Annotated in this window: 10 protein-coding genes and 3 pseudogenes; 9 read left to right on the top strand and 4 right to left on the bottom strand. The window is 72.7% G+C overall.

Features of this window, described 5'->3' with window-relative positions:
- Window positions 1–143 precede the first annotated feature (143 nt).
- Entirely contained in the window at window positions 144–728 is a 585-nt protein-coding gene (locus E6P78_RS14595) for a phosphatase PAP2 family protein (protein WP_136203989.1), read from the top strand.
- Here E6P78_RS14595 and E6P78_RS14590 read toward each other — a convergent pair.
- Window positions 682–2517, bottom strand: a complete 1836-nt coding sequence (locus E6P78_RS14590; RefSeq protein WP_136203988.1) for a glycoside hydrolase family 18 protein — start codon at window positions 2515–2517, stop codon at window positions 682–684. The two genes, E6P78_RS14595 and E6P78_RS14590, sit on opposite strands and share 47 nt — an antisense overlap.
- A 175-nt stretch (window positions 2518–2692) precedes the next feature.
- Window positions 2693–3151, bottom strand: a complete 459-nt coding sequence (locus E6P78_RS14585; RefSeq protein WP_136203987.1) for a hypothetical protein — start codon at window positions 3149–3151, stop codon at window positions 2693–2695.
- Window positions 3152–3369: 218 nt separating this feature from the next.
- Here E6P78_RS14585 and E6P78_RS14580 point away from each other — a divergent pair, with 218 nt between their 5' ends.
- Window positions 3370–3939: an NADAR family protein gene (locus tag E6P78_RS14580; RefSeq protein WP_136204005.1), complete on the top strand. Its 570-nt coding sequence runs from the start codon at window positions 3370–3372 to the stop codon at window positions 3937–3939.
- A 112-nt stretch (window positions 3940–4051) separates the two neighbouring features.
- Here E6P78_RS14580 and E6P78_RS14575 read toward each other — a convergent pair whose 3' ends face one another.
- Entirely contained in the window at window positions 4052–4897 is an 846-nt protein-coding gene (locus E6P78_RS14575) for a DUF4190 domain-containing protein (RefSeq protein WP_168712623.1), read from the bottom strand.
- Window positions 4898–5022: 125 nt separating this feature from the next.
- Between E6P78_RS14575 and E6P78_RS14570 the strand changes: the two genes are divergently transcribed.
- The 5 genes and pseudogenes from E6P78_RS14570 to E6P78_RS33055 all read left to right on the top strand — a co-directional run.
- Window positions 5023–6057 (top strand): adenosine deaminase, encoded by a 1035-nt coding sequence (locus E6P78_RS14570; RefSeq protein ID WP_136204003.1) that lies wholly within the window; start codon window positions 5023–5025, stop codon window positions 6055–6057.
- Window positions 6058–6081: 24 nt separating this feature from the next.
- Complete coding sequence (locus E6P78_RS14565; protein ID WP_136203986.1) at window positions 6082–6822, top strand: glycerophosphodiester phosphodiesterase; 741 nt, start codon at window positions 6082–6084, stop codon at window positions 6820–6822.
- A gap of 99 nt (window positions 6823–6921) precedes the next feature.
- Window positions 6922–7095 (top strand): annotated as a pseudogene (locus tag E6P78_RS14560) (ATP-binding protein); the annotation flags it as partial.
- A 14-nt stretch (window positions 7096–7109) separates the two neighbouring features.
- Window positions 7110–7441, top strand: a pseudogene (locus tag E6P78_RS33060) (LuxR C-terminal-related transcriptional regulator); the annotation flags it as partial.
- A gap of 27 nt (window positions 7442–7468) precedes the next feature.
- Window positions 7469–8095, top strand: a pseudogene (locus tag E6P78_RS33055) (serine hydrolase domain-containing protein); the annotation flags it as partial.
- Between the two features lie 76 nt (window positions 8096–8171).
- On the opposite strand, the gene E6P78_RS14550 reads toward E6P78_RS33055, so the two are convergent.
- Window positions 8172–9611: a gamma-aminobutyraldehyde dehydrogenase gene (locus E6P78_RS14550; protein ID WP_136203985.1), complete on the bottom strand. Its 1440-nt coding sequence runs from the start codon at window positions 9609–9611 to the stop codon at window positions 8172–8174.
- A gap of 350 nt (window positions 9612–9961) precedes the next feature.
- On the opposite strand from E6P78_RS14550, the gene E6P78_RS14545 reads away from it, so the two are divergent.
- Both E6P78_RS14545 and E6P78_RS14540 read left to right on the top strand, forming a co-directional pair.
- Window positions 9962–10699: an ATP-binding cassette domain-containing protein gene (locus E6P78_RS14545; RefSeq protein WP_136203984.1), complete on the top strand. Its 738-nt coding sequence runs from the start codon at window positions 9962–9964 to the stop codon at window positions 10697–10699.
- Window positions 10681–11865 (top strand): hypothetical protein, encoded by a 1185-nt coding sequence (locus E6P78_RS14540; protein WP_168712622.1) that lies wholly within the window; start codon window positions 10681–10683, stop codon window positions 11863–11865. Before E6P78_RS14545 ends, E6P78_RS14540 begins: the two co-directional genes overlap by 19 nt.
- Window positions 11866–11888: the final 23 nt, after the last annotated feature.

Below are 11888 nucleotides of genomic sequence, written 5' to 3'. Positions count from 1 at the left end.
GCGGCTTCGGCTTCCACACCGCCGACGCGATCATCGCCCTCGTCATGCTCACCCTCGCCGGAGACAAACCCACCCTCCCCGGCCGCCAACCCACAACAAGATGACCCACACATACGGCAGGAGAGCCCCTTTTCCTCTCCCTGGTGTCGGGCCTGTCGGCCCTGTTCGCGCTGACCACCTGGCAGATCGCCGCTGACGGGCCGCTGCGCCGGTTCGACGAGCGCGCCGGGCGGGCCCTCGTCGGTCACGGCCCGCGGTGGCTCACGGAATTCCTCGCCGATCTCGGCAATATGCAGGTCGCGCTCCCGGTCCTGGGCTGCGCGGTCGGCTGGTCGCTGCTGCGCGGCGGGCGCCGGGCCCCGCTCGGCGCGGTCCTCGCCATGGCGGCGGTACCGCTGCTGGTCGTCCCGCTCAAGGACTGGATCGCCCGCCCCGGACCGCTGACGGAGGCCACCGGCTACTACCCGTCGGGCCACGCCGCGACCGCGGCGGTGGCGTACGGGGCCTCCGCGCTGCTGCTGGGCCGGCTGGTGCGCCGCCGCGCATGGATGATGCCCGTCGCCGCCGTCCTGCTGACGGCGGCGACGGGCATCGGTCTGGTGCTCCGCGGCTATCACTGGCCGCTGGATGTGCTGGGCAGCTGGTTCCTGTGCGGACTGCTGCTTCTGCTGCCCGGTGTACTCAGCCGAAGTAGGCGTCGAAGTTCTTCGAGAACTCCCAGTTGTTGAAGCGGTCCCAGTTGATGGACCACGTCATCAGTCCGCGCAGGCCCGACCAGGTGCCGTGGGTGGCGTAGGAGCCGCAGTCGGTCTTCTTGGTCAGGCAGTTCAGCGCCTTGGTGACCTCAGCGGGCGAGGTGTGCCCGTTGCCCGCCTGGGTGGAGGCCGGCAGGCCGATCGCGACCTGGTCGGGGCGCAGACCGGGGAAGACCTTGCTCTGGTCACCGGCGACGGGGAACCCGGCCAGCAGCATGTCGGTCATCGCGATGTGGAAGTCGGCGCCGCCCATGGAGTGGTACTGGTTGTCCAGGCCCATGATGGAGCCCGAGTTGTAGTCCTGGACGTGCAGCAGGGTGAGGTCGTCGCGCAGCGCGTGGATCACCGGCAGGTAGGCGCCGGCGCGCGGGTCCTGGCCGCCCCACGGGCCCGAGCCGTAGTACTGGTAGCCGAGCTGCACGAAGAAGGTCTCGGGGGCCATGGTCAGGACGAACTTCTCGCCGTACTTGGCCTTGAGGCTCTTCACCGCCGAGATCAGGTTGACGACGACCGGCGTGGTGGGGTTCCGGAAGTCCGTGTCACCGGTGTTCAGCGAGAGCGAGTGGCCCTCGAAGTCGATGTCCAGGCCGTCGAGACCGTACTCGTCGATGATCTTGCTGACCGAGGAGACGAACATGTCACGCGCGGCGGTGGTGGCGAGCTGCACCTGGCCGTTCTGGCCGCCGATGGAGATCAGCACTTTCTTGCCGGCGGCCTGCTTGGCCTTGATGGCCGCCTTGAACTCGGCCGCCGACTCGACGTTCGGGCACTCGGTGACCGGGCAGAGCGAGAAGCGGATGTCGCCGGAGGTGACGGAGGTCGGCTCGCCGAAGGCCAGGTCGATGACGTCCCAGGAGTCGGGGACGTCCGCCATGCGGGTGTAGCCGGAGCCGTTGGCGAAGCTGGAGTGCAGGTAGCCGACGAGCGCGTGGGCCGGCAGCTGGTTGCTGGTGTTGCCGCCGCCGTTGTTGCCGCCGCCTTCGGTGGTGGTGGCGGAGACGGCGGCGGACTTCGCGGACTCGCCCGCCTCGTTGGTGGCGCTTACCTGGAAGCTGTACGCGGTCGAGGCGCTGAGGCCCGTCACGGTCGCCGAGGTGCCGGTGACGCTCTGGACCTTCGTGCCGCCCCGGTAGACGTTGTAGCCGGTGGCGCCGGCGGAGCCCGTCCAGGACAGGGCGACCGAGGAGGCGGTGGCCGTACCCGCCTTCAGGCCCTTGGGGGCGGCGGGGATCGCGACCGGGGCGCCGCCGGGACCGACCAGGCTGAGGTCGTCGACGTAGTAGGCGGGGGTGCCGTACCAGCCGTGTGTGTACACGTTGACCGAGGTGGTGGACGGCCCGGTCTTGAACGTGGTCGTGAGCTGCTGCCAGCCGGAGGCGGACTGCGTCCAGGTGGACGCGTCGGTCGTGCCGGTGCCGTCCGCGCCCAGGTAGACGTAACTGCCCTGCACCCAGGCGCTCAGCGTGTACGTGGAGTCGGGCTTGACCGTCACGGCCTGGGAGCACTTGGCGTTGTCGCTTCCGGCCGGGGTCGCCTTCAGCGCCGAGGTCCCGCCGTGTACGGGGGCGCTGACGGCCACTCCGCTGCCGCCGGTGCAGTTCCAGCCGGTCAGCCCGGCCTCGAAGTTGCCGTTGCGCGCCAGATCGGCGTCGGCCGCCGCGGCGGCGGGCGCCGTTGCGGCCAGGCCTCCGGCGGCGAGCAGGGCCGCCGAGAAGGCGGCCAGAAGTCCGGTCATGCGGGCAGGGGGTCCCGTGCGTTCCACAACGGCCTCCGTACAGGGGGGAATTGAGTGCGGCGCGCACAACATGGTCCAGACCAATCAGGTTGTCAAGACCTCTGGCAGCGACGACCCCGCGCGGAACGCCACGGAAATGGGGAGTCGCCACCCCCTGAACAGGCCCGCAACGACCAGCAACTCCCCACAGCTGTAGGTTGGTTCAGCCCTCGCAACCTGCGGCAGCGCTCCCGGCGGCCTCGTGCATCGCGAGTTCCAGCAGAGTGGCGTCGGTGAGCGTTCCGGAGCCGTCGGGCGGGACCAGCCAGCGCACCTTCCCGGCCGGACGGCCCGGATGCGGTACGACGATCCAGGTGCCCTGCCCCGCGCCCCGGACCCCCGTCCCGATCCAGCGGGCGACGGTGCCCGCAGGCACGAAGAAGCCCATCCGGGCCTCGCCGAAGTCGGCGAGGACCGGCCCCGGCCGGTCGATGAGCCGGGTGAGCACGTCGAGCGTCGGATAGCCCAGCTCCCCCGGCAGGATCAGTACGTCCCAGCGTCGGCCGGCGGGAAGGAGCGCGATCCCCCGCGGATCGCGCTCCCACTCCCACCGGCAGGCGACCGGATCGGGCGCCGCCGACGCCAGCCACTCGACCGCTGCCCTGACCTCCGAGCCCGTCATGGCCCGCCTCCGTTTCGGTTTCGCGCCGGCAGGTCTGCGGGCGCGTTCACCTTGGAGAGCGGGCTCGGGCCGATTCATGACGCGAGTTCGGCTACCCATTGGTAGTGATCTGTGTCACAGCGATGGCGTGCGCCGGAAACAGGGCGGTGACCTGCGTCTTCGTCGCCCGGCCGGGCCCGTTGTCAGTGGCGGGTGACAGACTCCGTGGCATGGAACACATGGGGGGCGTCCGGAGCGTCGAGGCGTTGGCCGAGCTGACCGGCCGCGGCGAGAAGGTGAGGTATCTGCTGTTCTGGGGGCACCGCCCGCGCCCGGACGGCCGGATCGGTGCGAGCTGCCTGAGCCAGTGGTGGCCCTCGCCGTTCACGGCCGACTGCGTGGCCTACGCGTCGGCCGAGCACTGGATGATGGCCGGCAAGGCCCGGCTGTTCGGCGACGCGGAGGCGGCCGGGCGGGCGGTGGCGGCGAAGAGCCCCGCCGAGGCGAAGAAGGTCGGCCGGCTGGTCCGCGGCTTCGACGACGCGGTGTGGGAGCGCGAGCGGTACGGGCTGGTGGTGGCGGGCAGCGTCCACAAGTTCGGCCAGGACCCGGAACTGGGCGCGTTCCTGCTGAACACGGGCGACCGCGTGCTGGTGGAGGCGAGCCCGACGGACCGGATCTGGGGCATCGGTCTCGCGGCGGACGATCCGCGCGCACAGGACCCCGCGACATGGCGGGGCCTGAATCTGCTCGGCTTCGCGCTGATGGAGGCGCGTGAGCGGCTGCGGAGCGGGGCGGACGGCATATGAAGCGGCCCGCGGGGCGGCGGGCAGTGACCCCCGCCCCGCAGGCCGGTTCCGCCCCGCGAGCCGGTTCCGCCCCGGGACAGGTCGGCCCGGGACGTCGTGGCTCGGGCTTGGCTCAGGTCCTCAGGGAGATGTTTCCCAGCGGGGTGTGCTGTGGCGCCTCGACGACCAGGGAGATCGCGGCCGGTCCGTAGTCCGAGCCGCTGTCCTCGTCGTAGTGGTCGGTGTTCGCCGCCCAGATGGTGAGTCCCAGGAACGCCGCGCTGACGACGATCCCGATCGACCCGAGGATGACGCCGGCCAGGGCCACACCACCGTTGTCGGCCGCGCCGTCGCGGACGCGACCGCGGCCTATGAGACCGAAGATCAACGCGAGGACGCCGAGGACGATGCCGAAGCCGAACAAGCAGAAACCGACCGTCGCGATGATGCCGAGCACCAGCGAGGCGACCCCCATCCCGTTCTCGGGCTGCGGCCCTCCCCAGGTCTGCCCGTAGCCGGGATAGCCCGGGTAGCCGTACTGCGGCTGCTGCGGCGCGGTCGGGTAGCCGTACTGCGGCGGCTGACCGCCGGGGTAGCCGTACTGCGGCGGCCGGCTGCCCGGGTAGCCGTACTGCGGCGGGACCTGCCCGGGGCCGTTCGGGCCGACCGGTGGCGGCGGTACGGTCCCGGGACCGGGCGGGCCCGGCTGCTGCCCGGTCTGCGGTGCGGCGAAGCCGACGGGCGGCACGGGGCCGGTCCCCACGCCCGGCATCGAGGTGACCGTCTGCTGGTCGTGCACGGCCGGCGGGCGGGTGTCCTCGGGTGCGCCGCCCGTCGGCGGGCGGGCGTCGTCCGGCGTGCCACCGGTCCGCGGGCCGCCCGCACCGGGCTTCTTGTCCAGGGGCACCCTGGTCTCCGGCGGAGCCCACGGATCGCGCGCTGCGGCCCCGTCCGCCGGCTGCTCTGTGTTGTCTGGCATGGGCCTCCCCCATCGTGATGCGGTCATGCTACGGGCGGGCCCGTCCTACGATGGCTCCCGTCCCCGCCCCGGCCGCCCCCGGCGACCGCGGCACCCGTCACCACCTCACGCCCACGGAGGCCTCGATGACCGATCTGCACCCCTTCATCGCGGGGCTGCCCAAGGCCGAGCTCCATGTCCACCACGTCGGTTCGGCCTCCCCCCGCATCGTCGCCGAGCTGGCCGCGCACCACCCCGACTCCAAGGTCCCCACCGCCCCCGAGGCGCTGGCCGACTACTTCACGTTCACCGACTTCGCCCACTTCATCGACGTCTACCTCTCGGTCGTCGACCTGGTCCGCACCCCGGAGGACGTCCGGCTGCTGACGTTCGAGATCGCCCGCGACATGGCCCGGCAGAACATCCGTTACGCGGAGCTGACGGTCACCCCGTTCTCCTCGACCCGGCGCGGCATTCCCGAGCAGGGCTTCATGGAGGCCATAGAGGACGCCCGCAAGGCCGCCGAGCGGGAGCTCGGGGTCGTGCTGCGCTGGTGCTTCGACATTCCCGGCGAGGCCGGTCTGGAGGCGGCCGAGGAGACCACCCGGCTCGCCGTGGACCTGCGGCCCGAGGGGCTCGTCTCGTTCGGCCTCGGCGGCCCGGAGGTCGGCGTGGACCGCCCGCAGTTCAAGCCCTACTTCGACCGCGCGATCGCCGAGGGCCTGCACTCGGTGCCGCACGCCGGGGAGACCACCGGCCCGCAGACCGTCTGGGACGCGCTGACGTCGCTGCGCGCCGAGCGCATCGGCCACGGCACCAGTTCGGTGGCCGACCCCGAGCTGCTGGACCACCTCGCCGAGCACCGCATCGCCCTGGAGGTCTGCCCCACGTCGAACATCGCAACCCGGGCGGTGAAGGACATCGAGCAGCACCCGGTCAGGGAGATGGTCCAGGCAGGCGTGCTGGTCACCATCAACAGCGACGACCCGCCCATGTTCGGCACGGACCTCAACAACGAGTACGCGGTGGCCGCCCGCATCCTCGGTCTCGACGAACGGGGCCTGGCCGCGGTCGCGAAGAACGCCGTCGACGCCTCCTTCCTCGACCCGGCCGGCAAGCGCGCGCTGGCCGCCGAGATCGACACGTACACGGACAACTGGCTGGAGAGCATCGGGCGGTGATCACCCGGCGGTGACAATGGCCCCATGCCCATGCCTGTCACCGCCGTCGCCCATCGCGGCGATCCGTACCGCGCCCGCGAGAACACCCTCCCCTCGATCCGCTCCGCCGTCGAACGGGGGGCGGACGCGGTCGAGATCGACGTCCGGGTCACCCGCGACGGTGTGCCGGTCCTGCTGCACGACGCCACCCTGGAGCGGCTGTGGGGCCGTGACCTGCGGCTGGACCGGCTCACCCACCGGGAGCTGACCGAGCTGACGGCGGGCGGTGTGCCGACGCTCCGCGAGGCGCTGCTCGCCCTCGCGGAGCACCGGGTGATGGTCGATCTGCCCGGTTCCACGTACGAGTCGGTGAAGCGGACGGTGGGGGTGGTGCGGGAGTGCGGGGCCGATGACCGCGTCTACTACTGCGCGGGCCCCGATGCCATGCTGCGGGTACGGGCCGCCGACCCGTCCGCCGAGATCGCGATGACCTGGACGACCCTCGCACCGCCGCGCCCCGTCCTGCTGGACGCGGTGCGGCCGCGCTGGCTGAACTACCGCTTCGGGCTGGTGGGCCGGGAGCTGACGGACCGCAACCACCGGGACGGGCTGCTGGTTTCGGCGTGGACCGCGGACACCGGCCGAACGATGCGCCGGCTGATCGGCCAGGGCGTGGACTCGGTCACCACCAACCGGATCGACGTGCTCCGCAAGGTGATCGACCGGCACGCGGCCGGTGGCCCGGACGGCTCCGGCCGCCGCCCCGCCACCGGGCCGAGACCGTGAGGAGCCCGCGGCGGATCTGGCGGCGGCTCCGGGACACCGGCGGGCCGGGCCCCCGGGTGGCGGACGCCGGCGTGGCTCTGCTGGTGCAGGCGGCGGTGTCCGCAGGACACCGGGGGCGCCGTCTACCGGATCGTGCAGGAGGCCCTGACCAACACCGTCAAGCACGCCGCCGCCACCGAGGTGGGCGTCCTGCTGACGTACGGGGAAAGCGGCCTGACCGTCTCCGTGACCGACGACGACAGGGGCGAGGGGCCGGGGACCGCCACCGGGAGCGGGCACGGTCCGGTCGCCGGGACGACCTCGTGCACGCGGTACGGGTGGTCGCGGCGGGCGACTCGCTGCTGGCGCCCTCGGTGGCCCGGCGGCTGATCGCCGAGCACACCTCGCGCCCGGCCGCGTCCGCGGCGGCGGGCAGCGGGCAGCGGCTCGGTGTGCTGACCGCCCGGGAGCGCGAGACCTGCTGCATCTGGCGCGCGGACTGTCCAACGCCGAGATCGCGGCGGCCATGGTGGTCAGCGACCACACGGCGAAGACGCACGTCGGCAACGTACTGTCCGAACTGGGCCTGCGCGACCGCGTCCGGGCCGTCATCTGCGCGTACGAGACCGGGCTCGTCGCCCCCTCGCCGGAGGGAGCGGCCCCGTTACCCGCGGGGACCAGGCAGCGCTACCTCAACATCAACCACACGGTGGCCGGGCTGCTGATCGAGAAGGTCACCGGGCACAGCTACGAGACGGAGGTCTCCCGGCGCATCCTGGCCCCGCTCGGTCTGCGCGACACCTCGTCCCCCGGTTCGCACCCGCGCATCCACGGCCCGTACGACCACGGCTACCAGCGCATGAGGCCGGCGGACGGCAGCACGGGGCTGCGGGACGTCAGCGTGTGGAGCGCGACCGACGGCTGGGCGGCGCGGGACATCATCTCCACCACCGCGGACCTGGAGCACTTCCTGACCGCGCTGTTCCGCGGCCGCGTGGGGCGCGGCCCGCTGCTGGGGGAGATGTTCACGCTGCCCGACGCCTCGGTGCGCGACTTCGAGTCCGGTGACGCGCCCGCGTACAGCGCCGGCCTGTCCACGTGGCAGCTGGGCGGCCGGCAGGTCTCGGGCAAGACCGGCGGCCGTTGGGGCTACAACTCCGGGATCGGCGCCCCGCGCGACCTCTCCCGCACCCTCGTCTACAGCATCAACTCCACGGACGCGAAGGCCGAGGGGGAGAACGCCCTGGTCATGGGGGTCGTGGGCACGGTCTTCGGCGCCCCGTCGGCCGGTTGAGCCGGGCGGCCATGCCGATGGCGGCCGCGGCCCCGCGCGGACCGGGTGGTCCGTGCGGGGCCGCGGGCGGGTGTGCTCAGGCGTCGAGGGACGTCATGACGTGCTTGATGCGGGTGTAGTCCTCGAAGCCGTAGGCGGAGAGGTCCTTGCCGTAGCCGGACTTCTTGAAACCGCCGTGCGGCATCTCCGCGACCAGCGGGATGTGGGTGTTGATCCAGACGCAGCCGAAGTCGAGGTTCTTCGACATCCGCATGGCGCGCGCGTGGTCCTTGGTCCACACCGAGGAGGCCAGCGCGTACTCGACGCCGTTGGCCCACTCCAGTGCCTGGGCCTCGTCCGTGAACGACTGGACGGTGATGACCGGGCCGAAGACCTCCTGCTGGATGATCTCGTCGTCCTGCTTGAGCCCGGAGACGACGGTCGGGGCGTAGAAGTAGCCCTTGTCGCCGACCCGGTGGCCGCCCGCCTCGACCCGGGCATGGGCGGGAAGGCGCTCGATGAAGCCGCTGACCTGGGCCAGCTGGTCGGCGTTGTTGAGCGGGCCGTAGAGCACGTCCTCGTCGTCGGGGCGGCCGGTCTTCGTGTCGGCGGCGGCCTTGGCGAGCGCGGTGACGAAGTCGTCGTGGATCGACTCGTGGACCAGGACGCGGGTGGCCGCCGTGCAGTCCTGCCCGGCGTTGAAGTAGCCGGCGACCGAGATGTCCTCGACGGCCTTGGCGATGTCGGTGTCCTCGAAGACGACGACGGGCGCCTTGCCACCGAGCTCCAGGTGGACCCGCTTGACGTCCTTGGCCGCCGACTCGGCGACCTGCATGCCGGCACGGACCGAGCCGGTGATGGAGGCCATCGCCGGCGTCCGGTGCTCGACCATGGCGCGGCCGGTGTCGCGGTCGCCGCAGATGACGTTGAAGACGCCCTTGGGCAGGATCTGCCCGATGATCTCGGCGATCAGCACGGTGGAGGCCGGCGTGGTGTCGGACGGCTTGATGACGACGGTGTTGCCCGCGGCGAGGGCCGGGGCGAACTTCCAGACGGCCATCATCATCGGGTAGTTCCACGGCGCCACCTGGGCGCAGACGCCGACCGGCTCGCGGCGCACGATGGAGGTCAGCCCCTCCATGTACTCGCCGGCCGAGCGCCCCTCCAGCAGCCGGGCGGCGCCCGCGAAGAAGCGGATCTGGTCCACCATCGGCGGGATCTCTTCGGTGCGGGTCAGCCCGATCGGCTTGCCGGTGTTCTCGGACTCGGCCGCGATGAGGTCCTCGGCCCGCTCCTCGAAGGCGTCCGCGATCTTGAGCAGGGCGCGCTGGCGCTCGGCCGGTGTGGCGTCGCGCCAGGCGGGGAACGCGGCCGCGGCGGCGTCCATCGCGGCGTCGACGTCGGCGGGGCCGGAGAGCGGCGAGGTCGCGTAGACCTCTTCGGTCACCGGGTTGACCACGTCGATCGTCCGCCCGTCGGCGGCGTCCCGGAACTCCCCGTTGATGTAGTTGCGCAGACGGCGTACCTCGGCGGTCACGGCCACCCCTCCTGATATGAGTCCAATGGGTGAGACGCCCAGCGTAGTCGGGCGCTCCCGCGCGGCGTCGGGCAAGGCCGCGGGCGAAGCTCTGAGCGAGCGTTCGACCGACTGATCGATTGACCCCGTCTTGACCTCCCCTTGACCGTCCCACGACGGCCCACAGCCGGTCATCTCATACGCCCGGCGCAGCCCTGTTGCGCCCGATCGAGTGGGAAGAAGCGCACCCGGGCCGCGTGCTGTGCGCTCACCGCGATCCGAATCCTTACGGTGCCGAGTGACCGATCGGCCCCCTCTTCGTTCCCCCGTACGGGGGAACGGGATATCTGATCTGAACCGAGGTGTACGCCATGGTGGCCCCGCCGGACAACGACGTGATCTGGGCGCGTTCCCTGCAGCACTCCCACAACGGCTCGCCCGCGCTCGGCGGGGTCTCCCTGGGTATCCGCGACGGCGAGATCCTCGCGGTGACCGGCCCGCGCGGCAGCGGCAAGACGACCCTGCTGCACTGCCTCTCCGGCCAGCTCGTCCCCCAGGAGGGCGAGGTCTGGTTCAACAGCGTCCCCGTGCACACCATGGGGCCGAGGCTGCGCGAGCGGCTGCGCCGCGACAAGTTCGGCTGGATCGCCCCCGAACCGCAGCTCGTCCCGGAGCTGAACGCCTGGGAGAACACAGCCCTCCCGCTCCTGCTGCGCGGCGCCTCGCAACGGGAGGCGAAGAAGGCCGCCATGGAGTGGCTGGAGCGCCTCGACATCGGCATGTGCGCCAAGAAGCGCCCGCACACCCTCCAGCAGAGCCAGCGGCAGCGGATCTCCGTGGCCCGCGCCCTGGCCACCGGCCCCTCGGTGATCTTCGCCGACGAGCCGACCGCGAGTCTGCACCGCACCGACCGCACCCATGTGCTGCGGACCCTGACCAGCGCCGCCCGCTCGCACGGCATCACGGTGGTGCTCGCCACCCACGACGCGGAGATCGCCGCCCTCGCCGACCGCGTGGTGCCCCTGCTGGACGGGCGCCGCGTCGCCACGCTCGCCCTGCCCGCCGAAACCGATCCGGAGGGCCGCGCGGCGTGCTCGCTCTCCGTCTAGCCCGCGGTTCCCATCCCCTGGTCCTGGTGCGCAGGCTGCTGGTCGCGGCCGCCTCCGCCGGGGTCGGCTTCCTCCTCCTGTGCACCCTCGGCTACGCGGCCGGGCACCCCGCCCACTCGGCCGGTTCGGTGCTGCGGCTGCTGTGGTGCCTCGTGCCGCTCGCCGCCACGGTGCAGTTCGCCGTCGCGGTGGCCCGTACGGACCCGAGCACCCGGCCGCGCTCCGGACTGTCCGCCGTCGGCCTCGGCCCGGTACGGCTCAGCGTGCTCGCCGCGGTCTCCACCGCCGTCTCGTGCACCCTCGGCTCCATGGTGGCGCTGCTGTTCTTCCTCCACCTGCGCGGCGACCTGTCCGGGCTGCCGTTCGACGGCGCCGCCGCCGGGCTGCTCGGCGCGGACGCGCCGCTGCCGGTCGCCGCCGTCCTCCTCCTGCTGGCCCTGGTGCCGGCGGTGGCCGCGACGGCCAGCGCGCTGGCGCTGCGCGCCCGTCCGGTACGGGCGGCGAGCGCCGCGGCGGACACCGGCGACCTGGTGTCCGCCGAGGAGATCCCGGCCCCCGCGGCCCCGCCGGCCGGACTGCCCTGGGGCGTGGCCCTGACGGCCGCCGGTCTCGCCGTCGAGGCGTACGCGAGCCGGGGCTCGGCCGGCAGCCCCTTCCCGCTTCCCGGCAAGCTCGACGCCACACCGGCCTGGGTGCTCGTCGGCTGGACGCTGACCGCGATCGGCCTGGCCATGGCGGGCCCCGGCCTGACCCACCTGTGCGGCCGGCTGCTCCAGTCGGCGCGCCCCGGAGCCGTACGCCTGCTGGCGGGCCGGGTCCTGATGGACGAGGCGCAGCGGATCGGCCGGCCGCTCGGCGTCGTCTGCGCGGTCCTCTCGGCGATCGTCGCCGCCTTCGCCCTGTACGGGACGGGGCCCCGGCCGTTCGGCCCGCTCACCGCGCTCGGGGCGGTGCTCGTCATCGGCTGCACCACGGCGACGCTGCTGACCTCGGCCCTGGAGGCGAAGCAGGCCCGCGCCGAGACGGCCCGGGCGCTGCTGCGGCTCGGCGCCCCGGCCTCGGCGCTGCGCGCGGCGACGGCCCTGCGTGCGGCCGCGCTGCTGGTGGTCTTCGCCCCGCTCACCTGGGCGATCGCGGAACTGGCCGCGCTGCCGCTGGCCCCGTGAGCGGGACCTGACGGACGAACCGG

Origin of the sequence: Streptomyces sp. A0958 (genome assembly GCF_004795035.1) — a bacterium.
Lineage (GTDB): Bacteria > Actinomycetota > Actinomycetes > Streptomycetales > Streptomycetaceae > Streptomyces.
This window is presented reverse-complemented; position numbering and strand designations above follow the sequence as displayed.

What these genes read in the sequence shown, in the direction of transcription:
- E6P78_RS14545 (WP_136203984.1), top strand. Translation starts at nt 9,962, where the DNA reads ATGGTGGCCCCGCCGGACAACGACGTGATCTGGGCGCGTTCCCTGCAG.
- E6P78_RS14580 (WP_136204005.1), top strand. Translation starts at nt 3,370, where the DNA reads ATGGGGGGCGTCCGGAGCGTCGAGGCGTTGGCCGAGCTGACCGGCCGC.
- E6P78_RS14575 (WP_168712623.1), bottom strand. Translation starts at nt 4,897, where the DNA reads ATGCCAGACAACACAGAGCAGCCGGCGGACGGGGCCGCAGCGCGCGAT.
- E6P78_RS14565 (WP_136203986.1), top strand. Translation starts at nt 6,082, where the DNA reads ATGCCCATGCCTGTCACCGCCGTCGCCCATCGCGGCGATCCGTACCGC.
- E6P78_RS14585 (WP_136203987.1), bottom strand. Translation starts at nt 3,151, where the DNA reads ATGACGGGCTCGGAGGTCAGGGCAGCGGTCGAGTGGCTGGCGTCGGCG.
- E6P78_RS14570 (WP_136204003.1), top strand. Translation starts at nt 5,023, where the DNA reads ATGACCGATCTGCACCCCTTCATCGCGGGGCTGCCCAAGGCCGAGCTC.